This is a genomic window from Aeromonas sp. S2(2024) (assembly GCF_041402505.1).
Lineage (GTDB): Bacteria > Pseudomonadota > Gammaproteobacteria > Enterobacterales > Aeromonadaceae > Aeromonas > Aeromonas media.
The window spans coordinates 354,632-377,851 of record NZ_JBGLRL010000001.1; the positions used below are offsets into that span (position 1 = coordinate 354,632).

At 64.1% G+C, this 23,220-nt stretch carries 22 protein-coding genes; 6 read left to right on the forward strand and 16 right to left on the reverse strand.

The window, feature by feature from the left end:
- Positions 1-11: 11 nt before the first annotated feature.
- A complete protein-coding gene (gene fur / locus ACB039_RS01655; RefSeq protein ID WP_005325677.1) occupies positions 12-440 on the reverse strand; it encodes a ferric iron uptake transcriptional regulator in 429 nt (142 codons plus the stop codon).
- A 244-nt stretch (positions 441-684) separates the two neighbouring features.
- Between fur and ACB039_RS01660 the strand changes: the two genes are divergently transcribed.
- Entirely contained in the window at positions 685-1,185 is a 501-nt protein-coding gene (locus tag ACB039_RS01660) for a DUF4442 domain-containing protein (RefSeq protein ID WP_005325675.1), read from the forward strand.
- 46 nt (positions 1,186-1,231) lie between these two features.
- Here ACB039_RS01660 and fldA read toward each other — a convergent pair whose 3' ends face one another.
- The 4 genes from fldA to ACB039_RS01680 are packed head-to-tail and all read right to left on the reverse strand — an operon-like array spanning position 1,232 to position 3,153.
- Positions 1,232-1,756, reverse strand: a complete 525-nt coding sequence (fldA, locus tag ACB039_RS01665; protein WP_005325673.1) for a flavodoxin FldA — start codon at positions 1,754-1,756, stop codon at positions 1,232-1,234.
- A 38-nt stretch (positions 1,757-1,794) separates the two neighbouring features.
- Entirely contained in the window at positions 1,795-2,091 is a 297-nt protein-coding gene (gene ybfE / locus ACB039_RS01670; protein WP_005325670.1) for a LexA regulated protein, read from the reverse strand.
- A 20-nt stretch (positions 2,092-2,111) separates the two neighbouring features.
- Positions 2,112-2,333 (reverse strand): DUF2788 domain-containing protein, encoded by a 222-nt coding sequence (locus ACB039_RS01675; RefSeq protein WP_005325663.1) that lies wholly within the window; start codon positions 2,331-2,333, stop codon positions 2,112-2,114.
- 55 nt (positions 2,334-2,388) lie between these two features.
- Positions 2,389-3,153, reverse strand: coding sequence for an alpha/beta fold hydrolase (locus tag ACB039_RS01680; protein WP_171269494.1), 765 nt, complete (start codon positions 3,151-3,153; stop codon positions 2,389-2,391).
- 289 nt (positions 3,154-3,442) lie between these two features.
- Here ACB039_RS01680 and seqA point away from each other — a divergent pair, with 289 nt between their 5' ends.
- Together seqA and pgm are read left to right on the forward strand one after the other, a co-directional pair.
- Positions 3,443-3,949, forward strand: a complete 507-nt coding sequence (seqA, locus tag ACB039_RS01685; protein WP_171269186.1) for a replication initiation negative regulator SeqA — start codon at positions 3,443-3,445, stop codon at positions 3,947-3,949.
- Positions 3,950-4,001: 52 nt separating this feature from the next.
- Complete coding sequence (pgm, locus tag ACB039_RS01690; protein ID WP_042650231.1) at positions 4,002-5,651, forward strand: phosphoglucomutase (alpha-D-glucose-1,6-bisphosphate-dependent); 1,650 nt, start codon at positions 4,002-4,004, stop codon at positions 5,649-5,651.
- An 84-nt stretch (positions 5,652-5,735) separates the two neighbouring features.
- Here the strand turns inward: pgm and ACB039_RS01695 are convergent, their stop codons facing one another.
- Positions 5,736-6,617 (reverse strand): EamA family transporter, encoded by an 882-nt coding sequence (locus ACB039_RS01695; RefSeq protein ID WP_317841172.1) that lies wholly within the window; start codon positions 6,615-6,617, stop codon positions 5,736-5,738.
- A gap of 94 nt (positions 6,618-6,711) precedes the next feature.
- Here ACB039_RS01695 and ACB039_RS01700 point away from each other — a divergent pair, with 94 nt between their 5' ends.
- Complete coding sequence (locus ACB039_RS01700) at positions 6,712-7,194, forward strand: MarR family winged helix-turn-helix transcriptional regulator (RefSeq protein WP_005325629.1); 483 nt, start codon at positions 6,712-6,714, stop codon at positions 7,192-7,194.
- A 43-nt stretch (positions 7,195-7,237) separates the two neighbouring features.
- Here ACB039_RS01700 and mltB read toward each other — a convergent pair whose 3' ends face one another.
- From mltB to ACB039_RS01750, 10 genes are all read right to left on the reverse strand, one after another.
- A complete protein-coding gene (gene mltB, locus ACB039_RS01705; RefSeq protein ID WP_317841170.1) occupies positions 7,238-8,323 on the reverse strand; it encodes a lytic murein transglycosylase B in 1,086 nt (361 codons plus the stop codon).
- 129 nt (positions 8,324-8,452) lie between these two features.
- Complete coding sequence (locus ACB039_RS01710) at positions 8,453-9,055, reverse strand: CDP-alcohol phosphatidyltransferase family protein (protein WP_182785794.1); 603 nt, start codon at positions 9,053-9,055, stop codon at positions 8,453-8,455.
- Complete coding sequence (locus tag ACB039_RS01715) at positions 9,048-9,707, reverse strand: ATP-binding cassette domain-containing protein (RefSeq protein ID WP_317841169.1); 660 nt, start codon at positions 9,705-9,707, stop codon at positions 9,048-9,050. Before ACB039_RS01715 ends, ACB039_RS01710 begins: the two co-directional genes overlap by 8 nt.
- A 2-nt stretch (positions 9,708-9,709) precedes the next feature.
- Positions 9,710-11,365 carry an ABC transporter permease gene (locus tag ACB039_RS01720; RefSeq protein ID WP_182785792.1) on the reverse strand — a complete coding sequence of 552 codons (1,656 nt, stop codon included), beginning with the start codon at positions 11,363-11,365 and terminating at the stop codon, positions 9,710-9,712.
- A gap of 3 nt (positions 11,366-11,368) precedes the next feature.
- Positions 11,369-12,535 (reverse strand): ABC transporter substrate-binding protein, encoded by a 1,167-nt coding sequence (locus ACB039_RS01725; protein ID WP_371165001.1) that lies wholly within the window; start codon positions 12,533-12,535, stop codon positions 11,369-11,371.
- A gap of 18 nt (positions 12,536-12,553) precedes the next feature.
- Positions 12,554-14,707 carry an FAD-dependent oxidoreductase gene (locus tag ACB039_RS01730; RefSeq protein WP_371165002.1) on the reverse strand — a complete coding sequence of 718 codons (2,154 nt, stop codon included), beginning with the start codon at positions 14,705-14,707 and terminating at the stop codon, positions 12,554-12,556.
- Positions 14,704-15,285: a carboxymuconolactone decarboxylase family protein gene (locus ACB039_RS01735; RefSeq protein ID WP_371165003.1), complete on the reverse strand. Its 582-nt coding sequence runs from the start codon at positions 15,283-15,285 to the stop codon at positions 14,704-14,706. Before ACB039_RS01735 ends, ACB039_RS01730 begins: the two co-directional genes overlap by 4 nt.
- 1 nt (position 15,286) lies before the next feature.
- Entirely contained in the window at positions 15,287-15,988 is a 702-nt protein-coding gene (locus ACB039_RS01740) for a DUF1499 domain-containing protein (protein WP_371165004.1), read from the reverse strand.
- A 178-nt stretch (positions 15,989-16,166) separates the two neighbouring features.
- Positions 16,167-16,445: a peptidylprolyl isomerase gene (locus ACB039_RS01745; protein WP_042650241.1), complete on the reverse strand. Its 279-nt coding sequence runs from the start codon at positions 16,443-16,445 to the stop codon at positions 16,167-16,169.
- A gap of 79 nt (positions 16,446-16,524) precedes the next feature.
- Positions 16,525-16,899 carry a hypothetical protein gene (locus tag ACB039_RS01750; RefSeq protein ID WP_317841165.1) on the reverse strand — a complete coding sequence of 125 codons (375 nt, stop codon included), beginning with the start codon at positions 16,897-16,899 and terminating at the stop codon, positions 16,525-16,527.
- A 528-nt stretch (positions 16,900-17,427) separates the two neighbouring features.
- Here ACB039_RS01750 and ACB039_RS01755 point away from each other — a divergent pair.
- Both ACB039_RS01755 and ACB039_RS01760 read left to right on the forward strand, forming a co-directional pair.
- Complete coding sequence (locus tag ACB039_RS01755) at positions 17,428-19,203, forward strand: autotransporter assembly complex family protein (protein ID WP_371165005.1); 1,776 nt, start codon at positions 17,428-17,430, stop codon at positions 19,201-19,203.
- A 76-nt stretch (positions 19,204-19,279) separates the two neighbouring features.
- Positions 19,280-23,131, forward strand: coding sequence for a translocation/assembly module TamB domain-containing protein (locus ACB039_RS01760; protein ID WP_371165006.1), 3,852 nt, complete (start codon positions 19,280-19,282; stop codon positions 23,129-23,131).
- Positions 23,132-23,220 lie beyond the last annotated feature (89 nt).

Sequence of the window (23,220 nt, forward strand, 5' to 3'; positions counted from 1 at the left end):
AGCCGACGGCGTTATTCGTCGTGTTTGCAGTCACCGTTCACGCAGTGACCATAGAGATAGAGGCTGTGGTTGGTCAGGCGGATATTGTGGTGTTTGGCGATGTCGCGCTGACGCTGCTCGATCACCTCGTCGGAGAACTCGATCACCTTGCCACAGTCGAGGCAGACCAGGTGGTCGTGATGCTCCTGGGTCGCCAGCTCGAACACCGACTTGCCCCCTTCGAAGTGGTGACGGGTGACGATACCGGCATCATCAAACTGGTTGAGAACGCGATAGACGGTAGCGAGACCAATCTCCTCACCCTGATCGATCAGCCGTTTGTACAGATCTTCCGCACTGGTGTGCTGGCAGTCCGGCTGTTGCAGGATTTCCAGGATCTTGACGCGGGGCAAGGTGATCTTGAGCCCGGCCTTTTTTAACGCTTGGTTGTTGTCTGCCATATTCTATTTATTCGCATTCTCGAAGGTGTGGTTATTCTGATTGACTGCCGCTGGAATGGCAACCACGAACTCGCTTGGCCTGTCATTATAGGTCGTAGCCAAGTCAAAAATAAACCCAGTAATTCAAGGGGTTTAGCACATTTCCCCCCTGTGGAAGATTAATCTGGCCAGCCCGGTTCAGGCTTGCTCGGCGAGGGAATGTTGATACTATGTCACTTCTCTATAGTCTGGTCGGATGAGATCCATGGATTGGCTTTTTGACAACGCGGCCTGGGTGCGCCATGCCCTCAACGCCTGGCCCCCGTTCTGGGGAGCGGGCATCAAGATAGAAACATTGAGCCCGGATTTTCGCTTCTGTCGGGTCACCTTGAAGTCCCGCTGGTGGAACAAGAATGCCAACCGGACCCAATTCGGCGGCAGCATGTTCGCCATGACGGATCCCATCTATCCGCTGATGCTGATGGGCCATTTCAAGAACCGTTATTACGTCTGGGACAAGGCGGGCAGCATCAATTTCATCAAGCCTGGCAAGGGGATGCTGGTGGCGGAGTTCAACCTGACCGACGCCAAGCTGGCATCGATCGTGGCGGCGACCGAGGGGGGCAACAAGCATTTCCCCGAGTTCGAGGTGCAGGTGCAGGACAAGCGGGGCGAGCTGGTGGCCCAGGTCAGGCGCACCCTGTATGTGAAACCCAAGCCGGAGCACAGGACGCCGGGTCAGGCTGCATCGACCATGAAGGAGTAAAAACAACAAGGGCCCCAGAGGGGCCCTTGTTGTCAGAGGAGGGAGATCACTCCAGCTCGCTCAGACACATCTCTTCGTGCAACTGCTTGCACCAGCCCTTGACGCGCTCGGCGGTCAGCTCCGGCTGGCGATCCTCATCGATGCCCAGACCGACGAAGTGCTTGTCATCTACCAGTGCCTTGGAGGCCTCGAACTCGTAGCTCGCGGTTGGCCAGTGGCCGATGATGATGGCACCTTTGGCTTCGACGATGTCACGCAGGGTGCCCATGGCGTCGAGGAAATATTCGGAATAGTCTTCCTGATCGCCGCAGCCGAAGATGGCAACCAGCTTGTTGTTGAAGTCGATCTCTTCGAGCTCGGGGAAGAAGTCATCCCAATCGGCCTGGGCTTCGCCGTAGTACCAAGTCGGGATACCGAACATCAGCAGATCGAAGCTGTCGATGTCGGCCTTGCTGCTCTTGGCAATGTCACGGACTTCAATCAGTTGTTTGCCCAGTTCTTTCTGGATCATCTTGGCGACAGCTTCGGTATTACCGGTATCGCTGCCGAAAAACAGACCTACACTAGCCATAGTGTTTAGTTACCCGTATCTGGTTAATGCTTAACGGTTCAGATTGCGATGCCTGCTGCATGCGCAGACTCAATCTGTTGCTTCAGGATAGATTGGATCAGCTCGGCTCGGCTGACGTTCTGTTGTAGCGCAAGTTGGTTCAGGCGCTCCAGCAATTCGGCCTCCACCTTTAACTCGACCCGCTTCAGGCCGTTCTCCCGATCGCGCTTGAGCTGGTTGCGCTTGTTGATCTTGAGTTGGGTCTCACGGGGGAGTGGATTGGTCTTTGGCCTGCCGGGGCGCTTCTCAGTTGCGAACAGATCCAGTGTTGTTCGATCAGTTTGCTGTTTGGCCATACATCACAGATGAAAAGTAGTTAGCCGATCCCTGAGCCTTCCCAGCCCATTTCGATCAGCCCCTTGGCGACAAAACCCGCGCAACCCAGAAACAGAACCAGCCAGACGATGAGACGACCGAAACGGGGCACGTTGCCGCGTTTGAGAACGTCGTGAATGGCCAGACCAATCAGCAGGAAGATGGCCACGAAGAACAGCTTCAGGCCCAGACTCTCGATCAGATCGATGTGTTCACTCAGCATGGATTGCGCGCACTCCTTATGAAGGGCGCACTATATCACAAAGGATTTGAAACTGTTAACCGCCTGTCGACAGGAAATCCACAACCAATTTGTTGAACAACGCCGGCTTTTCGGCGTGCAGCCAGTGACCAGTTCCGGCGATGATGCGGGCCTTTGCTGCCGGGAATTGTGCCATCACAGTCTCGGTGTATTGGGGCTGCATATAGTCGGAATCCCCCCCCTTGATGAACAGGGTCTGCCCCTCGAAGCGGGTCTGGTCGTCGGGCCAGCCCATGATGTTGGCGTAGTTGTGCTCAAGGGCCGGCACATTGAAACGCCAGCCCCAGCCCGCCTCGGTTTTGGCGAAGGACTTGAGCAGGAACTGGCGCACCCCGGGGATTTCGATATGTTCAGCCAGGATGGCTTCCGCCTCGCTGCGGCTTTGAGGAAGGCGCTCGAGCGTGGCGTTGAGTCCGGCGAACACATTCTGGTGGCGGGCATGGGGATAGGCCACCGGGGCGATGTCGGCCACCACCAGCCGGTCGACCCGAGCAGGGGCCTGCTTGGCGACCTGCATGGCTACCTTGCCCCCCATGGAGTGACCTACGAGGGCCACCTGCTCAAGCCCGAGCTGATCCAGCAGGGCGATCACATCCGCCCCCTGCTGTGGATAGCTCATCTCGCCGCTGTGAAAGGAGGCACCGTGGTTGCGCAGATCGACGCTGATGACCCTGTACTGCTCGCTGAGGGGACGGGCCAGCAGGCCCAGGTTGTCCAGGCTGCCGAACAGGCCGTGGATCAGCACGACGACCGGGCCTTGTCCTTGATCCTTGAAATTCAATAATGAGTTTTGTTGCAAAATGACACCTTATCGGTCGTGGGCTGTTTCGCCATATTTTTAACACACTGAAAGAAAAGGATTTCATTCCTCAGGGGGGATTATTTTGTGGTTTTTTTTCCAAAAAAACGACCCGGGATCGGCTATCAGTGCGGGGGATCACACACCTGGCCCCGTATTATGCCGTATTCTCAAGGAGATTCATGCACATCTGCCAGCCCCTCCCTTGGGCTGCCGGGTTTGCCTATGTATAATCGCCGCATCCGAATTTCGACGAGTCCAGCGCATCCCTATGAAAACCATCGAGCTTGATGACGATCTCTACTTCTTTATCGCGAGCCAGACCCGGCACATCGGCGAGAGTGCCTCCGATATCCTGCGCCGTCTGCTGGAACAACCCGTCAAGGCGGGGACGACAGTGCCGGTTGCACCTGTGGCCCAGCCTCAACCCCTGGCCGATGCCATGGGACTGGAAGCCCTGCTCGATTCCGACGAGCTGCAAAAAGAAGAGAAGTCCATCAACCGCTTCATGCTGGTGCTCAGCACTCTGTACCGGGACAACCCGGATAGCTTCACTCAGGCGACCGAGATAAAGGGGCGCAAGCGCGTCTATTTTTCCCGGGATCCCGAGGCACTGCGTGCCAGCGGCAGCACCACCAAGCCCAAGCAGGTGCCGGATACCCCGTTCTGGGTCATCACCAACACCAACACCAGCCGCAAGCAGAACATGGTGGCCCAGCTGATGGCCAGCATGGGTTATGACGAGGCTCTGACGGCTCGGGTGTGCGGCGCAGTTTAACGCATCACAGACTCAAGGCCTTGCCAGGCAAGGTCTCACCAAGGAAAACGCCATGGCACAGCATTCCCACGCCGGCAAGCCGGCCCGTATAAGCGATCTGACCAACATTCCCCGTCTGGTCAGCGCCTACTACCTCAACAAGCCGGACATGAGCCGCCCCGAGCAGCGGGTGGCCTTCGGCACCTCTGGCCACCGCGGCAGCGCCCTGCACAACGCCTTCACCGAATCCCATATCCTGGCGGTGACTCAGGCGCTGGTGGAGTATCGCCAGCAGGCCGGCATCACGGGCCCGCTGTTTGTGGGCATGGACACCCACGCCCTCTCTGAGTCGGCGTTCTCCAGCGCGGTGGAAGTGCTGGCGGCCAATGGCGTCGAGACTCGCATCCAGGCTGGTCTGGGCTTCACACCGACCCCGGTCATTTCCCATGCCATCCTGCGCCACAACGCCGGCAAGCCAGCGGCCCTGGCGGACGGTGTGGTGATCACCCCGTCCCACAACCCGCCGGAAGACGGTGGCTTCAAGTACAACCCCCCCCACGGTGGTCCTGCCGAAGGGGAGATCACCAAGTGGGTGGAAGACCGCGCCAACGCCATTCTGGAAGCCGGTCTGGCCGGCGTGAAGCGGATGCCGTTCGCCGAAGCCCTGGCGAGTGAGTTCGTGGTCGAACACGACTATGTCACTCCCTATGTGGACGATCTCGAGAACGTGCTGGACCTGGCGGCCATCAAGCGTGCCGGCATCAAGATCGGTGTGGATCCGCTCGGCGGTTCCGGCGTGGCCTACTGGGATGTGATCGCCAAGCGCTACGATCTCGACATCGAGGTGGTCAACTATCGCGTCGATCCGACCTTCTCCTTCATGACCCTGGATAAAGACGGCAAGATCCGGATGGACTGCTCCAGCCCCTTCGCCATGGCGGGCCTGATTGCCCTGAAAGACAAGTTCGACATCGCCCTTGGCAACGATCCTGACTACGACCGTCACGGCATCGTCACCAAGGCGGGGCTGATGAACCCGAACCACTACCTGGCGGTGGCCATCCAGTACCTGTTCACCCACAGAACCGGTTGGTCTGCGAACGCCGCCGTCGGCAAGACGCTGGTCTCCTCGTCCATGATCGACCGGGTTGCCGGCGAGATCGGCCGCACCCTGAAAGAGGTGCCGGTCGGCTTCAAGTGGTTCGTGGATGGTCTTTTCAGCGGCGAGTTCGGCTTCGGCGGCGAGGAGAGCGCGGGCGCCTCCTTCCTGCGCAAGGACGGTACCGTCTGGACCACCGACAAGGATGGCTTCATCCTGGCCCTGCTGGCTGCCGAGATCCTGGCCGTCACCGGCAAGGATCCACAGGCCCACTACGATGCCCTGGAAGCGAAGTTCGGCCGCTCCAGCTACCGCCGCATCGACGCTCCCGCCAACAGCGCCCAGAAGGCGGTGCTTTCCAAGCTGGATCCGGCGCTGGTGGAAGCCTCGACCCTGGCCGGCGAGCCCATCCTTGCCAAGCTGACCAAGGCCCCCGGCAACGACGCCGCCATCGGCGGCCTGAAGGTAGTGACCGAGAACGGCTGGTTCGCGGCGCGTCCCTCGGGCACCGAGTCCATCTACAAGATCTACATGGAGAGCTTCAAGGGCGAGGCGCACCTGGACCTGATTCAGCAGGAGGCTCAGCAGATCGTCTCTGCGGCCCTGGCCAAGGCCGGCGTCTGAGCCTGAAGCCAGTCACTGAAGCGCATGAAAAGGAGCCATATCGGCTCCTTTTTGCTGTGTGCCTGGCGGGGATCTGGTGCCCGATCAGCCATTTCCCGGCTGGTCTGGGCAAGCCTTGGCAGCCTGCCCACCCTTGAAGAGGGGCCGGGTCGGCAGCTTCATCAGGAACAGGGATAGCAGGATCACCGCGATGCCGAGCCACTGGCGGCCGTCCAGGGTCTCTCCCACCAGCAGCACGCCGAAGGAGACAGCCACCATGGGGTTGGTGAGGGCCAGCATGCCCATCACCTCGGGACCGTGGCGCTTGAGTCCCCACAGCCAGGCCCAGTAGGCCAGCGCCGTGTTGAGCAGAACCAGCCAGATGAGCCCGGGGGCACTCGCCGGCTGCGGCAGCGGCATGGGGCCCGCCAGCCACCAGGCGAGCGGGATCAGCATCAGGCCCCCGAGCAGCAGTTGCCAGGCGGTCAGCGCCAGCAGATCGCTCACCGGCCAGCGTTGCATCCAGCGGCTGGACTGGCCGATGAGCAGGGTGGCCAGCAGGGCGCACACCACACCGACGGGATCCAGGTTGGCGGAGGGATTGAGCAGCAGGAGCACACCCGCGAGCCCCATCAGGCCCAGCAGCAGCCACCTCAGGCTGGGTCGCTTGCCATCCTGCCACCAGGCGAGCCCCATCAGGATCAGCGGCAGGGTGGCGCCCAGAGTGCCCGCCACCGCCCCCGGCAGGCGATAGGCCGCCACGAACAGCAGGGCAAAGAAGGCGGTGATGTTGCAAAACGCCAGCAGAAACTGCCGGTTCCAGGTGAGCGGTGGCCGGCGGGGATGGAGCAGCAACAGCAGTATACCGGCCGGCAGCGCCCGCCACACGGCCACCCAGTAGGGGGAGTAGTCGGTCAGGTAGAGACTGACGACGGCATAGGTACTGCCCCAGAGCAGGGGGGCGAGCAGGGCAATCAGCAGTGGCATGGTTGTCTCGCAATAAAGTATCTTTAAGTAAAGATAAATTAGCCGCGAGTTAGTTTATTATCAAGTATCTTTTCGAAAAGATAATGGAGCCAGAATGGATAGTGATCATGTAGACCTGCTGCTGGCCCAGTGGGCACGGCAGCGACCGGATCTCGACTGCTCTCCCATGGGGGTACTGGGGCGGGTGGCGCGCATGGCGGCCATCGCCGGGCGCGAGGTGAGTGAAGAGCTCAAGGGGTGCGGCCTGCTGGGCTCGGACTTCGACATACTGGCAACCCTGCGCCGGGCCGGTGAGCCGCTGACCCCGACCGCCCTCTACCAGTCCGCCATGTTGAGCTCGGGGGCCATGACGGCCAGGCTCGACAAGCTGGAGCAGCGTGGCCTGATAAGACGTGAAGCCTCCCCCGATGACAGGCGAAGCCTCTTGGTCTGCCTGACGGAGCCGGGGCGGGAGCTGGTCGACCAGGCGGTGGAGCGCCACGTGGCGAACGAGCGGCGCCTGCTGGCCCCGCTGACGAACGAGGAGCAGGGGCAACTGGCTGCTCTGCTCAAGCGCTGGCTGCTGGAAAACGAATAGCAAAACGGGCCCGATGGGCCCGTTTTCGTAGGGTGGGGCTGGCTCAGTAGCCGCCTCTGGCATCCCTGACCGCCAGACCCAGCTGCCACACCGCCATGGCGTAGTGGGTGCTGTGGTTGTAGCGGGTGATGGCGTAGAAGTTCGGCAGGCCGTACCAGTACTGATAACCGGTGCCCACGTCCAGGCGCAGCAGGCTCGCCTCCTTGTGGTTGCCGAGCGACGCTGTGGGGGCCAGCCCTGCCCCGCGCAGGATGGTGACCGGGTAGCGGGTCTGGAAGCCGTGCTCATAGCCGGGCAGCTGGCCCTGACCGCGTACCGCCACCGGTTGCCCCTTCTCCCAGCCATGGGCCTTGAAGTAGTTGGCCACGCTGCCGATGGCATCCACCGGATCCCACAGATTGGTGTGGCCATTGCCGTTGAAGTCCACCGCATAGCTGCGGAAGCTTGACGGCATGAACTGGCCATAGCCCATGGCGCCGGCGTAGGAGCCCTTGGGTTCGGTGGGATCCATGCCCTCATCCCGGGTCATCACCAGGAAGGCCTCCAGCTCGCCGGTGAAGAAGGTTGCCCGGCGCGGATAGTCGAATGCCAGGGTCGCCAGGGCATCCAGGATGCGGGTCTTGCCCATCACCCGGCCCCAGCGGGTCTCTACCCCTATGATGCCGACGATGATCTCGGGGGGCACCCCGTAGATCTGCTGCGCCCGATTGAGCTCGCTCTCGTACTCACGCCAGAAGCTGACGCCGTTTTGCACATTGTCCGGGGTGATGAACTTGGCGCGGTAGCGATTCCAGGCGCCGGTCGGCCCTGTGGGCTGCGTAGTGGTGGGCGCCTGGGCGTCCATCAGCCGGATGATCCAGTCGTAGCGTTCGGCTTGGGCCAGCACCTGATGCAGCTCGGCGCCGTTGAAGCCGTGCTTGTCGACCATGCGTTGCACGAACTGATCCACGTTGCTGCGGTTGGCGAAGTCTCCCTTGCTGACCCCCTGCTGGTAGAAAGGTTTGCTCGGCGGCGTCTGATTGATGAAGGCGCTCTGGGGCTGCGGCTTGACCACGGGCTTGGGGGCCGGTGTGCTGCTGCAGCCATACAGCAGAGGGAACAGGGAAAGGGTGAGGAGAAGGCGACGCATATGGTTCTCGTGAGCCTGAAAAAGAGTGTCGTCATGGTAAAACATTGGCGTCCATGCGCAAGTGCTCAGTGCAGGGCCTGGGGGGCCATATTCATCAGCCGCTGAATTCGCCGACAGGCCCCTCTCCTCTCAACGCAGGGTGTGGTAGCCGCTCCAGAGCCGGGTCAGGGTGGTGATGGCGCAGAGCAGGGCAAAGCCATAGGCGAGCGGGGCGAAGGCGGCGGGCCACAGGCACATCAGCACGAACAGGGCGATGGTCTCGCTCCCCTCGGTCAGGCCGCCCAGATAGTAGAGGGACTTGTGGTGGTAGACCGGATTCTCGATGCCGCGCTTGCCCGCCATGATGGCAAAGGCGAGAAAGCTCGAGCCCGTGCCCATGAAGGCGAACAGCAGGGTGGCGGCGGGCAGGGCGTTGGTGGGGGCACCGAGGGCAAAGCCCAGCACCACGGCGGCATAGAAGATGAAGTCGAGGCTGATGTCGAGGAAGCCGCCGCAGTCGGTGATCCCGGTCTGGCGCGCCACGGCCCCATCCAGGCCGTCCAGCAGCCGGTTGAACAGGATGGCGGCGAGGGCCCAGCCGTGCCAGCCCAGTGCCAGCAGCGGTAGCGCCAGCATGCCGACGGCAAAGCCGATGAGGCTTATCTGGTTGGCACTGATCCCGGCCCGGTACAGGGGGGCGGCCAGCAGCTGGAGAGGGCGGCGAATGAGGGGGATCAGGTGGCGGTCAAACAAGGTCGGAGTCCTCTTTGGTCAAGCAGGGAGTGGTGAGTGTCAGGATAGCCCCCGGGGCATCCTCCTCGTCGTGGGTGACCAGCAGGGCGGGTATGCCGAGTGTCTTGAGCCGCTCGAACACCAGGGTTCTGAAGGCCGCGCGTAGCGGCTTGTCCAGCCGGGAGAAGGGCTCGTCCAGCAGCAGGGCCTCTGGCTCTGCCAGCAGGGCCCGCAGCAGGCTGACGCGCGCCTTCTGACCGCCGGAGAGCTGGCCCGGCAGCTTGTCCGCCTGCCCCTCCAGCCCCACCTCTGCCAGCGCCTCGAGGGCGCAGGCCCGTCTCGCCCCCATCCCCCTGAGATGCGCCGGCATACCGAACATCAGGTTCTCTGCCACCGTCAGATGGGCAAACAGCAGATCGTCCTGAAACAGCATGCCGATGCGCCGCGCCTGGGGCGCCAGGGGGGTGAGCAGCCGCTCGCCGAGCCCTATCTCCCCCGCCAGCCGGATAGGCCCAGGGGGCAGCACCCCCGCCAGAGCCGCCAGCAGGGAGCTCTTGCCGCAGCCGCTCGGGCCCATCAGGGTCAGCACCTCGCCGGGTGCCACCGTCAGAGGGGGCAGCGCCAGCAGGGGCTGGTCATCCAGGTAGAGGGTGAGCTCGGTGGTATGCAGCATGATCAATGCCTCAGTGCGGGGTTGATACGGCGAGGTAGCCAGAGCACCAGGCCGTAGATGAAGAGTGGCAACAGCAGTTGCAGCAGGCCATAGAGGCCAGCCAGTCGCCGGTTGAGGCCGCTGCCGATGGCCACCGCCTCGGTGGTGATGGTGACCACGCGGCCTGCGCCAAACAGCAGGGTGGGCAGGTATTGGGCCAGGCTCACCGCCGCACCGACCCCGAAGGCGAACAGCAGCGGCCGCGCCAGCAGCGGCCCCTTCACCTGCCACCAGGCGCGCCAGGGGCTGGCCCCGAGGGAGAGTGCCGCCCGGGTGAGGCGATCGTCGAACTGGCGATAGGGGCCGTGCAGGCAGAGATAGACATAAGGGAAGACAAACAGCAGCTGGCTCCACAGCACCCAGCCCGGACCTATGCCGTCGACGCCGCCGAACCAGTCGAGCTGCAGGCGCAGTCCGAACAGCAGACTGGCCTGGGGCAGCAGCAGCGGCAGGCAGATGAGCCAGAGCGGCCACTGGCTGTGGTGGGGGCGGCGGCCCTGCTGCGCCTCCAGGGCGAGCACCGCCAGCAGCAGCGAGAGGCCGGCGCAGAGCAGGGCCAGCCACAGGCTCTGCCACAGCAGGGGCCCCAGGGTGGGCAGCAGCGCCAGCCAGTGGTGGCCGCTCCATTCGCTGGGCCAGAGCGCGGGGAAGGACCAGCGCCGGGCCAGGGACCAGAGCAGCAGGGAGGCCAGCACCAGCAGGTTGATGGCGAGCAGGACCCAGACCCCTGCCCGGGTGAGGCGCTCGGGCCAGGGCGAGGGGAGGCTGCGCCTGCCGTCCAGCCAGTGGGCCTTGCCAAGCGCCCCGTGGCTCCACTCCAGCAGCCGCAGGGCGGCGAGCAGCAAGAGGTTGAGCGCCAGCAGCAGCAGGGCGCCGCTGGCGCTGGCCCCGCGCCACTGGAGGTCCGGGTCCTGATACCAGAGCCAGAGCCGCACCGCCAGGGGAGCTGGCGCATCGGGCCCCAGCAGCAGGGCGAGATCCACTACCCCCAGGCCATAGGCCGCCACCGCATAGAGGGGCAGGCGCAGGGCGGGCCAGAGCGCGGGCAGCAGCAGGCGCCACCAGATCTGCGGCCCGCTGAAGCCCATGGTTTGCCCAAGCCACTGCTGGCGGCTGACTCGGGCAGGGTCGAGGGCCGAGAGCGCCATCAGCAGCAGAAAGGGGGTCTCTTTCAAGATGAGCGCCAGGATGAGGCCGAGCCCCCAGGGATCTCTCAGGGTCTGCCAGTCGGGCGGCAAGTCAAAGCCGGTGAGTGCCGGGGAGATCAGGCGCAACAACCAGCCGGAGGGGGCGAGCAGGAAGGCCACGCCGATGGCGAAGGCGACGTGGGGCAGGGCCAGCAAGGGGGAGAGCAGGCGACGCAGCCAGCGCATCCAGGGGCGCCCCTCCCCCCGGGCGAGCAGCAGGGCGGTGAAGAGCAGGGCCCCCAGGGTGGAGGCCCCCGCCACCCAGAGGCTCAGGCCCATCGAGTACCAGAGCCCGGGCTGGGCGAGCAGCAGGCTGACATGGCCTTTGGCCAGGCCTTCAAGCAGCAGGAGCAGCAGACCGCTGGCGACAGGCGCGGCCAGCGACAGGGCGCACAGCAGGAGAAAGAGGAGGCGCCAGGGCCGGATGCTCATGGTCTAGTGGCCGTAGCGTTCGGCCCAGACCGCTTCCAGCCGGGTCTGCCAGCTGGGATGGGGTTCGGCCACCGCCTTGAAGCGCAGGGCCGGCTGGCTGTTCCCCGGCAGGGCATCCTGGCGCAGCACGCTGGGGTCGCCCCAGAACGCGGGATCCGCCTTGCGGGCCTGGGCGGCAGGGCTTAACAGGAAGTTGGCCACCACCTTGGCGCCGGCCCGGGCGCTGGCGTTGAAGGGGATGGCGAGGAAGTGGCTGTTGGTCAGGGCCCCCTTGGCCATGGCAACGGCCCTCACCGCAGGGGGCAGGGTGCCGTTTTGCACCGAACTCCGGGCCTCGCCCGGGTTGAAGCTGATAGCCATGGCCAGCTCGCCGTCATCGAGCAACTGTTTGGTTTCGGCGGCGCTGGTGGGGAAGAGTTTGCCCTTGCGCCAGAGCACGGGGTGCAGCTGATCGAGCCAGACCCAGAGCGGGGCCGTGAGGCGGGCAAAGTCGGCGTCGTTCGCCTCCCGATAGAGGGGCGCAGGATCATCGGTCAGTTCCAGCAAGATCTGCTTGAGAAAGCTGGAACCATGGAACTGGGGCGGCTTGGGATAGGTGAAGCGCCCGGGATGAGCCTTGGCCCAGGCGAGCAGCTCGGCCGCCGAGGTGGGCGCTGTGGTGACTTCCTCCGTGTTGACCATCAGATTGAGCTGCCCTATGCCCCAGGGGGCCTCGAGCCCGGCGACCGGCAGGGTGAAGTCCTCGTGCACCGGCAACTTGGTGTCCACCAGGGCCATGTTCGGCAGATCCTGGGTGAAAGGGGCCCCCAGCAGCCCCTGCTCCTTGAGCACCTTGAAGTTCTCGCCGTTGACCCAGAGCAGGTCGATGGGGCCGTCCGACGTCTTGCCCGCCTGCTTGCTGGCCAGCAGCTGGCTGACGCTCTGGGCTATGTCATCCACCTTCACCTGCACCAGGGTGACCCCGTATTGGCGCTCAATCTCCTGACCCGCCCATACCAGGTAGGCGTTGATCTCCGGGCTGCCGCCCCAGGCATTGAAATAGACGCGCTGGCCCTTCGCCTCGGCGAGGGTCTGTTGCCAGGTCATCTCGGCGGCGTGGAGCTGGGTCGTCAGCAGCAGGGCGGTGGCGAGCAGGGGACGGAGCAGGGCGCGAACTCGGGTCTTGAACATGGTGAGGGTCTCGTGGGCTCAGGCGCCGCGGCGCCAACTGTGATAACGGGCCAGCAGGGTCAGCAGGCGGGTGGGCTGGTGGGCCCGCTTCCACTCGCCCGCCACGTATTTGTTCCCCTCCATCAGGGTGGGATAGGCGTGGATGGTGCCCAGGATCTTGCCAAGCCCCAGGCGGTGGCGCATGGCGAGCACAAATTCGGCGATCCGCTCGCCGGCGTGAGCGCCCACTATGGTGGCGCCAAGGATTTTATCCTTGCCCGGCACCGTCAGCACCTCGACAAAGCCGTGGCGCTCCCCGTCGGCGATGGCGCGATCCAGCTCGGCCAGATTGAAGCGGGTCGCCTCGAAGGGAATGCCTTGGGCCTCGGCCTCCTTGCGGTTGAGGCCGACCCGGGCAATCTCGGGGCTGGTGTAGGTGGCCGCCGGGATCACCCTGTAGTCAGCCTTGAAGCGTCTGAACTGGCCAAAGAGGGCGTTGACGGCGGCATACCAGGCCTGATGGGCGGCGAAGTGGGTGAACTGGTAAGGGCCAGCGACGTCTCCCACCGCCAGTATGCTGGGGTAGTTGGTGGCGAGGAAGCCATCGACTGCTATGGTGCCACGGGGGGCCAGCTCCACCCCCAGCTCTTCGAGCCCGAAGCCGCTGACGTTGGCCACCCGGCCGAGCGCCAGCAGCAGCTGATCCCCCTCAACCAGGTGTGTTTCCTCCCCCCGGCGCAGTTGCAGCCGGATAGGCAGAGTGCCCTCAACCGCGGGCTCATAGTCGGCGCGCTCAGCCCGCCAGCCGGTGAGCAGGGTTACGCCGTCGTGGGTCATCTGTTCGGCCAGCGCCTCGGCGACCTCCCGCTCTTCCCGGGGCAGCAGCTGATCGGCGAGCTCCACCAGGGTGACGGGAATGCCGAGCAGGGCAAGGCTCTGAGCCAGCTCGCAGCCGATGGGGCCGCCACCGAGCACCAGCAGGTGGCGGGGAGGTTCGCGTAGCTGCCAGAGGCTGTCCGAGGTGAGGTAGGGCACCTGCTCGAGACCCGGCAGCTTGGGCACCAGAGGCCTGGCCCCGGTGGCGATGACGATGTGGCGGCTGCTCAGGCGTCTGCCGTCCACCTCCAGCTCCCAGGGGGAGACGAGGCGGGCCCGGCCCTGGATGCACTCCACCCCCAGTCCTTGATAGCGTTCAACCGAATCGTGGGGCTCGACCTCCTTGATCACCGTCGCTACCCGTGCCATCACGGCGGCAAAATCGGCCTGTGATTGACTGGGGCTGAAGCCAAGCTCGTCTGCCTTGCGCTGTTCAACGGCGAAGCGGGCGCTTCGGATCAGCGCCTTGGAGGGAACGCAGCCGGTGTTGAGGCAATCCCCCCCCATTTTGTGCTGCTCGATCAGTGCCACCCTGGCCTTGACCGCGGCGGCTATGTAGCTGGTGACCAGGCCCCCGGCACCGGCGCCCACCACCAGCAGGTTGTAGTCGAAGCGAGCCGGTTTGCGATAGGGGGTGTGCAACCGGCGCAGAGCGAGCCTGCGTTGCAGCCAGCGCATCAGCCAGGGCATCAGGCCGAGCAGGGTCAGGGCCGCCATCAGACCGGGGGAGAGGATCTTGCCCGTGCTGGTGAGGGTGGCGAGCTCGCTGCCCGCCAGCACATAGACGAAGGTGCCCGGCAGCATGCCGAGCTGGCTGACCCAGTAGTAGGTACTGACTCTGATGGGGGTGAGCCCCATCAGCAGGTTGACCAGAAAGAATGGGAAGAGGGGGATGAGGCGCAGGCTCAGCAGATAGAAGGCCCCATCCTTCGCCATGCCGGCCTCAAAAGTGGCCAGCTTGTCCCCGAAGCGTCGGCTCACCCAGTCGCGCAGCAGGAAGCGGGCGCTGAGAAAGGCCAGGGTGGCTCCCAGGGTGCTGGCAAAGGAGACCAGCAGCAGCCCCCAGCCGACGCCGAATAGGGCGCTGCCCCCCAGGGTCAGCAGGGCGGCGCCGGGCAGGGAGAGGGCTGTGGTTGCCACGTAGAGGAGCGTGAACAACAGGGCCGCCTGGCCGAAGTGCGCCTGCACCCAGGCCGAGGCTTGCACCTGGTGGGCCTGCAACCGGGAGAGGCTGAGGTAGGCATCGAGATCGAAGGCGAAGAAGGCGCCGACCAGACTCCCCATCACCAGCAACAGCAGCAGGCGGCCCCGGCTCATTGGCCGTCCCTGTCGGAGGACACCGGGCGCTCGGGCTGCACCGGCAACTGGCAGAAGCCCTGGGGGGCGATGTCGAGGGCGGCATTGAACTTGGCCGACATGTTCTGGAAGGCGATGAGGCCGGTCAGCTCCACCAGGGCATCATCATCGAACCAGGGCTTGAGCCGCGCGACCTGCTCGTCGCTCACCCCGTCCAGCCCCGTCATGGCCTCGGTGTAGTCGAGCACCGCTCGCTCGCGCTCATCGAACAGGGGGCTTTGGCGCCACTGGGCCAGCGCCTCCACCTTGTCGCTGGAGCCGGCGCGCTTGATGAGGGTCATGGCGTTGATGTCGACGCAGAAGCGGCACCAGTTGAGCTGGGAGACCCGCACCGTCACCAGGGAGCGCAGCACGGGGTCTATGGGGGAGCGCTTGCGGTTGATGACGCCGTAGAGGGTGGCGACGGCGGCAAACAGGCGCGGCGAGCGGCCCCAGCACTTGCCCGGGATCAGCACCTGACCGTAGTTGCGCTGCTGCAGCCAGAAAAAGGGGCGGATAAACCAGGCATATTCCCGATCAGGCTTGACCTCAACGCGCATGTTATTCCTCTTGTTCCATTTTCTGCATCTTGGGTTTGTAGGCACCCCCCAGCCGCTCGTTGAGCCGGATCAGGAAGTTCTGGATCCGTGCCCGGTTGACCCCCAGATCGCTGCGCCCCTGACGGGAGGCGGATCGCATGTCGACCCGGGTCTCTTTCGGCCCGGTGAAGACCCGCAGCGCCACGTCATCCTCAAAGCCGAACCAGCCGGTGGTGACCACGGCATCGAGGCCGTCCGGGCTCGGGCGCACCCGCCAGCCGAGCTCCGTCATCAGCTCGTCCGCTTCGGCGAGCACCTCTGCCGGGGAGGCGTGGGTATAGAGAGGACCGGGGTTGCCGGGAAAAACTTGCAAGGGAGGGGGATTGACGGGGAGATCCTGTGTCGTTCTCAGCTGCTCGGCCCACAGCAGACGGGGCGGATGATGGGGATCCGTGCTGACGTCGTTGGTGAGCGGCGAGCGCAGCGCTTGAACGACAAACAGCAGGGGCAGCAGCAGGGGGGCTATGCCCCAGGCATCGGCCCACAGACAGGGGGAGCTGCGGTAGCGCCAGGGCAGGCGCAGCAGGAGCCAGAGGCTTATCAGGGCGCTCGCGAGGCAGAGGGCGAAACCGAGCCACCAGGGCCAGAGATGAGCCCGGCTGCCGAGGGCGCCCCCCAGGGGCAGCAACCAGGCCAGCAGGGGCCACCACAAATAGCTGTGCATATGCAGGATCCACTGGTTATGATGGAGCAATGCCCAGAAGGATAAACTTAATTGTCTGATAACGTTAGTAAATTATCTTTATCTTGGCGCTTTTTGCCGCCCTGGGCCGCAGGCGCTGCAGGGCGGCGGCCAGGGTCCGTTCGAGCCCTTGTCAGGGCAGGGGGCGCGGGGAGGGCCCTCAGTTGCGGTAGAGCACCTTGATGAGGTGGAAGCCGAACTTGGTGCGCACCGGCCCCAGCACGGTCAGGAGTTCCCCCTTGAAGACGGCATCGTCAAAGGCCTTGACCATGTCCCCCTTGGAGAACTCCCCCAGATCGCCGCTGCGCTTGGCGGAGGCGCAGGTGGAGAAGCGCTTGGCCATCTGGCCGAAGTCGGCCCCCTTGGCGAGTTTTTCCTTGATCTCGAGACACTCTTTTTCGGTCTTGACCAGGATGTGCTGAGCACAGGCTTTTTTCATCGGAACGCTCCTCGGCGAGGGTAAAGGGGGCGCAAGGGTACTCCAATTCGGTGCGCGCGTCAGCCCCGCCGGCGGCACATCAGCCGCGGGGATGGGTCGCCAGACGTGACCTGGGGCGAGACTGCCAGAGGATCTCCAGCCCCAGCAGGGCGTAGAGGCTCCAGATGGCCAGGGGATTGAGCCAGTCGCCGCCGAGCTGCAGGGTGAGCAGGGCGCCACCGACCAGCAGCAGGACTATCCCGGGCAGGCGCCAGTGGGCTGGCAGCGGTGCCAGCATGGCCAGGCCCAGCAGCAGGGCGAGCCCGAAGGGCAGGTTGAGGGCGGTGAAGGCCAGGGCCTGCTGGCCATTCATGCCGGTCAACAGGGCCAGCAGGGCACTGCAACAGGCCAGGAAGGTGACGAATTCGAGTCGGTCGGCTATGTAATCAGCCAGTTGTTCGCTACGTAAGGGCATGGGATCTCTCCTGCGATTGATGACATCAGTGTGGGGCAGGGAAGGTGGCAGTGGCAGCGGGATAAATCGATTGGATTGAACGAAGCTTTAGTGCCACCTATTCAAGTTGTTGATTTAAACTTATTTTCCTGTTCAATAGCAGAATATGGCAATGGGGGCGCCAGACGGTGATGTCAAGTCTGCCAGGGGATCCTGGGTCTCAAGGTCCAGGGCCGTCCGACAGGGACTGTCGCGTGGCGAGCGCAGCTGAGTCACGGGCGGCGATGGGAAGGTGCTGCCGGTATCGGACCTGGGTGCCGATTTTTTGTACGACCCTTGCCGGGAGAGTGCACACTTTCCCTCATTGGCGGACTGTTTTCCTGTCAGGCCCAGGTGAAAGGCGGCCCCGGAAGAGGACGCCAGCCCCGGGGGAGAGGGGGATTTCGGGACTGCGGTTATGCTAGGATGAGCCGCGCTCGCCTGGAGTGAGCCCCATTATCATTCTAAATCGAACAGTTTTTTAATTATGTTATTCGGGGAAATTGACGTTTGACAGGATGCCATCCTATTTTGCCTGCCGGGTTCACCTCACCCGGGCGAACCCGTCGCCCCGGGCTCGGCACCTTGCTGCTCGCCCTCTCTCTGTGGCTGCTGATGACCCCCGCCATGGCGGCCAAGCTGACCTATCAGATCAAGGGCATCAAGGGGGAGCAGAAGGATAACGTCGAGGCCTATCTCAATGCCCTGCCGGTCTACCAGGAGCGCCAGTATCGTCCCGCCCGCGCCAAGATCACCGAGAGCGTGCAAAAAGCCCTGCAGGTCTATGGCTACTACCAGCCGAAGATCACCCTCACTCGCGACAAGAAATCCCCCGCCAGGGTAGTGATCGAGATAGCGCGGGGGGAGCCCGTGCTCATCTCGCGCCTCGACATTCTGCTGGAAGGGGAGGCGGGCAGCGACGAGGTCTACAGCGAGCTGCTGGACAAGTTGCCCCTGAAGGAGGGGGATCCCCTCAACCATGGCAAGTACGAGTCCATCAAGGCGGATCTCGGCAGCCTGGGGCTGGCGCGGGGCTATTTTGACGCCAAGATCAGCAAGAGTCAGGTGAAAGTCTTCCCGGATCAGGGCAAGGCCGAGATCTATATCCTGTTCCGCTCCGGTCCCCGCTATCACTTCGGCGAGATCCACTACGATGCGACGCCGGAGGCCCTGCGCCTGATCCGGCCGCTCATCAACATCAAGAGTGGCGATCCCTATCTGGCGATCCGGCTGGCCGAGATGTCCCAGGACGTCTCCTCCACCAAGCTGTTCAAGCAGGTGGACATCAAGCCCATGATCAGCCAGGCCGAGGGCAACTTGGTGCCGGTGCAGGTGACCCTCTCGAACCGGGTCGACCACGAGATCGAAACCGGTATCGGCTATGCCACGGACGTGGGGCCGCGCCTGAGTGCCACCTGGGAGAAGCCCTGGGTCAACCGTTATGGCCACAGCCTCTCCAGCACCGCCAAGATCTCGGCCCCGGAGGCGGAGCTCAGTTTCGACTACCAGATCCCGGTCGGCAACCCGCTGCGGGACTACTACTCCCTGCAGGCCGGCTATCAGTACACCGACAACAACGATACCCGATCCGATCTGGCCACCTTCGGCGTGCACCGCTGGAAGCGGCGGCCGGAGAGCTGGGACAGGGACGTCTTCATCCGGCTGGAGAATGAGCGCTACGTGCAGGGCAACGACGAGGGGAACAGTCTGCTGCTGATCCCCGGGGTCTCCTGGTCGCGGCTGCGGGTGCGCGGTGGCTTGGTACCGGACTGGGGGGATCGTCAGCAGCTGACGACGGAATTCTCCAGCCCTTACTGGGGCTCGGACATCAACTTCATGCGGGTGTGGGGACGCAGCAAGTGGTTGCGCACCCTGGGAGAGGATCACCGCTTCCTGATGCGGGTCGAGCAGGGGGCCATCATAGGGGATGACTTCTCCCTGGTGCCCCCCTCCCTGCGTTTCTTCACTGGTGGCGATCAGACCATACGTGGCTACGGCTATGAGACCGTCTCGCCGAAGGACGAGGATGGCAAGCTCACCGGCGGGCGCTACACCAGTGTGGGCAGCCTGGAGTACAACTACCGCTTCAGCGAGAAGTGGCTCGGCGCCCTGTTCGTGGATGGCGGCACGGCAACCGTCGACTACAGCGAAGCCTGGAAGATAGGCACCGGGGTGGGGGTGCGCTGGGTGACGCCCATCGGCCAGGTCAGGCTCGACCTGGCGGTGGCCATCTCCGAGGAGGACAAGCCGTTGCGGCTGCATTTCGCGCTGGGGCCCGAATTATGATCCGGTTTGAACCCACTCATCCTCGTTTTTATTTCTCCTGGCCGCTGCGGCTGCCTCTTTCGCGGGGGTCTGCGCTGTGATCTGGGTAAAGCGTATTTTCTTGTGGCTCATGGGGCTTGTCTTCCTGCTGCTCATCGGTGTCAGCCTGCTGGGCTTCACCCATCAGGGCAACAAGTGGCTGTGGCAGCAGGCCAAAGGGGCGCTGCCTTCCCTCAAGGGGGAGCTGGTAGCGGGCCAGCTCGGCTATGGCTGGACCCTGGAAGGGGTCGGCTGGCAGGACGAGCTGGTGGACGTCACGGTGGAGCGGGCCGTGCTGGACTGGGATCTCGGCAAGCTGCTGCAGGGCAAGCTCTGGATCAAGTCCCTGACGGTCACCCGCCCGGTGGTGAAGGTCGCCGAGTCTGAGCCTGTGCCGGAAGAGCCCACCGAGCCCTTCGTCTGGCGCCCGTTGCCACTGCGCATCCAGGTGGACAGCCTCAAGGTGACGGATTTGGACCTGGCCGTGCCCGGTGTTGGGGTGACCCTCAAGGATCTGGAGATAGGCGCCACCCTGGATCGCAAGGGGCTCATCGTGCGCGGGCCCGTGCTCGATGATCTCGACATAGTGCTGGCAGAGGCCCCCAAGGAGGCTGCCGCCAGCAAAACGCCTGCCGACAAAGGGAAGAAACCCGCCAAGCCGGTGCAGAACAAGGCTGCCGCTGACAAGCAGGACAAACCGAACAAGCAGGAGAAGGACTCCTCTCTGACGGCGGGCAAGCCGTCCGAGGAGAGCCTGGCTGACAAGAGCGGCAAGGAGAAGGCCGCGAGCAAGCCCGAGCCCATCCTGCTGCCCGAGATCCGCCTGCCATTCCCCATCCAGCTGGAAGGGCTCGCGGCGACCCGGGTTCGCTACCAGCAAGGGGAGCTGGTCGAGGGACTCGACACCCTGCAACTGTCGGCCCGTGCTCAGGATGATCGTATCGACGTGCGCGAGCTCTCCTTGCGCCACGCCATGGCGGATCTGGTGCTCAAGGGCCATGCCACCCTGACCTCGGATTATCCCCTCGCCCTGACCCTGGATGCCAAAGCCCGCAAGGGATTGCTGGAGAACCAGTTCAAGGGGGAGCAGGCGAACCTGATCCTGGAGGGCTCCGTGGGCAAGCTGGGGTTGGCGCTCAAGGCCAAGGGACCGGTCACCGCCAATCTCAAGGGGACGCTGGCGACGCTGGATCCCGACTTGCCCTTCGATCTGGCACTGGACTGGAAGAGCCTTGCATGGCCCCTTCACAAGCCCGTCAAGGATGAGCCCAGCTACCGGCTGGACAAGGGCACCCTGAGCGCCAAGGGCAAGCTCTCGGGCTATCAGTTTGCGCTCAAGACCGCCGGCAAGGGGACGGACGTGCCCCCCTTCAAGGTGGCGCTCTCGGGCAAGGGGGATCTCGGCCAGCTGAGTCGGGTCGAACTGCTGCTCAATGCCCTGAAGGGGGAGTTCAAGCTCGATGGCAAGCTCGCATGGCGCAAGGGCGTCCAGTGGCAGGGCACCACCGAGTTCAAGGGGATCAACCCGGCCGAGCTGGTGCCCGAGATCAAGGGGACGCTGGCGGGCAAGATAGCCAGCCGCTTCGAGCTGGACGAGGCGGGCCACTGGCAGTTGGCGCTGCCGGAGCTCAAGGTCGACGGCAAGCTCAACCAGTATCCCCTGGCGCTCAAGGGATCTCTCAGCGGCAACGACAAGATGGAGTGGACCATCCCGGCCCTGGCGCTGCAAAGCGGCCCCAACCAGTTGCAGGCCAAGGGGTCGCTCACCGCCCAGGCCTGGAAGCTGGATGCCCAGGTAGATGCCCCCAAGCTCGGCGGCATCTACCCCGGTCTCGGCGGTGATCTCAAGGGACAGGTGCGTGTCACCGGCAACCAGCAGGCACCGAGGGTGAATGTGGATCTGGCCTCGAGCCGCCTCGCCTATGCGGGAACCGTGTTCAAGAAGACGGCCATCAAGGGCAATGCTCTGGTGGGGGACAAGCCGGCCGGCGAGCTGGCCCTGACGGTGGCCAGCCTGGTGCAGGGGACGACCACGCTCTCCCAGATAGCCCTGAACCTGAGTGGCGATCTCGACCGCCACGGACTCACCTTGACCATGAAGGGGGATCCGGTGGCGGCGGATCTGAGCCTGAATGGCAGCCTGCGCGGGGATCGCTGGCGTGGCGCCCTCTCCGAGCTCAAGCTGAAGACCCCCCTCAAACGCTGGACCCTGTCCGCCCCCTGGTCCCTGGATCTGGACTTGGCCAGGCAGCAGCTGACCATGGGGGATCTCTGCCTGGGCTCCCAGAAGGCCAGCCTCTGTGTCAAGGGCAGCCAAATCTCGGCCGCCCAGGGGAGCCTGGAGTTTGCCTTGAGCGAGTTCGACCTCAAGCGGCTGCGTCCCTGGTTGCCGGACAACTTCCGCTGGCTGGCGGTACTGTCGGCGGACGGGCGCGCCAGCTGGCGCGGCAATCAGCCGACCCTGCACGCCACAGTGCGCACCACGCCGGGCACCTTCGTGGCCGACGAGCTCAAGACCGAGTATCAGCGCCTCGAGCTGGGCTTGGACTTCGAGCGCCAGCAGGCCGCCATCCGGGTCGATTTCGCCTCCAGACAGATCGGCAATATCGACACCGACCTGCTGATCCGCGAACCTGCTGGCCGTGGCCAATTATCGGGTCAGCTCAAGTTTGACGATCTCAAGCTGACGACCTTTGCTCCCCTCATCCCCGAGGTGCGCTCCCTGCAGGGGATCATCTCGGCCGATGCCCGCTTCGATGGCACCCTGGCCGCGCCCCTGCTGTACGGTGAGCTGAACCTGCTGGAGGGGGAGGTGCAGACCCACTCCGACATGGTGACCCTCTCCAGGCTGGTGACCCGCCTCAAGATAGACGGCAACCGGGCCGAACTCGACGGCTCCATGCTGGTGGGCAAGGGGCCGCTCACGCTGGGGGGCTGGCTGAGCTGGGCCAGGCTGCCGGTGACCGGCAGCCTCACCATCAAAGGCAAGGATCTGGAAGCCCAATACCCGGGAATGGGCCGGGTCAGGGTGACGCCGGACATCGCCATCTCCCTGGGAGAGGAGACCAGGGTCAGCGGTCAGGTGGACATCCCCTGGTCGCGCATCCTGGTCAAGACACTGCCGGAGAGTGCGGTAGCGGTCTCAGATGATGTGACCGTCATCTATGACGATCTGCCGCCGGTGCCCAAGACGGCGCCCCTGCCGATGGAGATCAAGCTCGCCATCCGCCTCGGTGACGATGTCCGGCTGGAGGCCATGGGGCTCAAGACCAAGGTGACGGGAGCGCTCGGCATTCGCCAGGATCCCTCCAAGCCGCTGGCGGGCAATGGTCAGCTGGAACTCAAGGATGGGCGCTTCAAGGCCTATGGTCAGAACCTCATCATCAAGGAGGGGCGGATCCTTTTCTCCGGCCCCATCGATCAGCCCTATCTCAACATCGAGGCCTACCGGGATCCCGATACCATAGAGGATAATGTGACCGTCGGGGTTCGGGTGACTGGGCCGGCGGCCAAGCCGAAGATCACCGTTTATTCCGAGCCGCAGATGGCGCAGTCCGAGCAGCTCTCCTACCTGCTGCGCGGCAAGGGGCTGCAGACCAGTGGTGAGGATGGCGGCTTCAACGGCCTGCTGGTGGCAGGGGCGGTGAGCCAGGCCAGTGGCGTGGTCTCCAGTATCGGGGAGTCCCTTGGCATGAGCGATGTGGCACTCGACACCGCAGGGAGCGGTGACGATACCCAGGTGACCCTGTCTGCCTACCTGTTGCCCGGCTTGCAGTTCCAGTACGGCGTCGGGGTGTTCAGCCCCATCGCCGAGTTCAAGCTGCGCTACGAGCTGATGCCCAGGCTCTATCTGCAGGCCATGAGCGGGGTGGCCCAGGCGGTAGACATCTTCTATCGCTTCACCCTGTGAAGGCATGAGCACAACAACGGGAGGCCAAGGCCTCCCGTTTTTCATGGTGCTGTCTGGCAGGGCGGGATTGAGATGGCCCGGAAAAGCAA

What these genes read in the sequence shown, in the direction of transcription:
- ACB039_RS01740 (WP_371165004.1), bottom strand. Translation starts at nt 15,988, where the DNA reads ATGCACAGCTATTTGTGGTGGCCCCTGCTGGCCTGGTTGCTGCCCCTG.
- fur (WP_005325677.1), bottom strand. Translation starts at nt 440, where the DNA reads ATGGCAGACAACAACCAAGCGTTAAAAAAGGCCGGGCTCAAGATCACC.
- fldA (WP_005325673.1), bottom strand. Translation starts at nt 1,756, where the DNA reads ATGGCTAGTGTAGGTCTGTTTTTCGGCAGCGATACCGGTAATACCGAA.
- ACB039_RS01660 (WP_005325675.1), top strand. Translation starts at nt 685, where the DNA reads ATGGATTGGCTTTTTGACAACGCGGCCTGGGTGCGCCATGCCCTCAAC.
- seqA (WP_171269186.1), top strand. Translation starts at nt 3,443, where the DNA reads ATGAAAACCATCGAGCTTGATGACGATCTCTACTTCTTTATCGCGAGC.
- ACB039_RS01730 (WP_371165002.1), bottom strand. Translation starts at nt 14,707, where the DNA reads ATGAGCCGGGGCCGCCTGCTGCTGTTGCTGGTGATGGGGAGTCTGGTC.
- ybfE (WP_005325670.1), bottom strand. Translation starts at nt 2,091, where the DNA reads ATGGCCAAACAGCAAACTGATCGAACAACACTGGATCTGTTCGCAACT.
- ACB039_RS01720 (WP_182785792.1), bottom strand. Translation starts at nt 11,365, where the DNA reads ATGAGCATCCGGCCCTGGCGCCTCCTCTTTCTCCTGCTGTGCGCCCTG.
- ACB039_RS01700 (WP_005325629.1), top strand. Translation starts at nt 6,712, where the DNA reads ATGGATAGTGATCATGTAGACCTGCTGCTGGCCCAGTGGGCACGGCAG.
- ACB039_RS01695 (WP_317841172.1), bottom strand. Translation starts at nt 6,617, where the DNA reads ATGCCACTGCTGATTGCCCTGCTCGCCCCCCTGCTCTGGGGCAGTACC.
- ACB039_RS01750 (WP_317841165.1), bottom strand. Translation starts at nt 16,899, where the DNA reads ATGCCCTTACGTAGCGAACAACTGGCTGATTACATAGCCGACCGACTC.
- pgm (WP_042650231.1), top strand. Translation starts at nt 4,002, where the DNA reads ATGGCACAGCATTCCCACGCCGGCAAGCCGGCCCGTATAAGCGATCTG.
- ACB039_RS01725 (WP_371165001.1), bottom strand. Translation starts at nt 12,535, where the DNA reads ATGTTCAAGACCCGAGTTCGCGCCCTGCTCCGTCCCCTGCTCGCCACC.
- ACB039_RS01745 (WP_042650241.1), bottom strand. Translation starts at nt 16,445, where the DNA reads ATGAAAAAAGCCTGTGCTCAGCACATCCTGGTCAAGACCGAAAAAGAG.
- ACB039_RS01715 (WP_317841169.1), bottom strand. Translation starts at nt 9,707, where the DNA reads ATGCTGCATACCACCGAGCTCACCCTCTACCTGGATGACCAGCCCCTG.
- ACB039_RS01675 (WP_005325663.1), bottom strand. Translation starts at nt 2,333, where the DNA reads ATGCTGAGTGAACACATCGATCTGATCGAGAGTCTGGGCCTGAAGCTG.
- mltB (WP_317841170.1), bottom strand. Translation starts at nt 8,323, where the DNA reads ATGCGTCGCCTTCTCCTCACCCTTTCCCTGTTCCCTCTGCTGTATGGC.
- ACB039_RS01735 (WP_371165003.1), bottom strand. Translation starts at nt 15,285, where the DNA reads ATGCGCGTTGAGGTCAAGCCTGATCGGGAATATGCCTGGTTTATCCGC.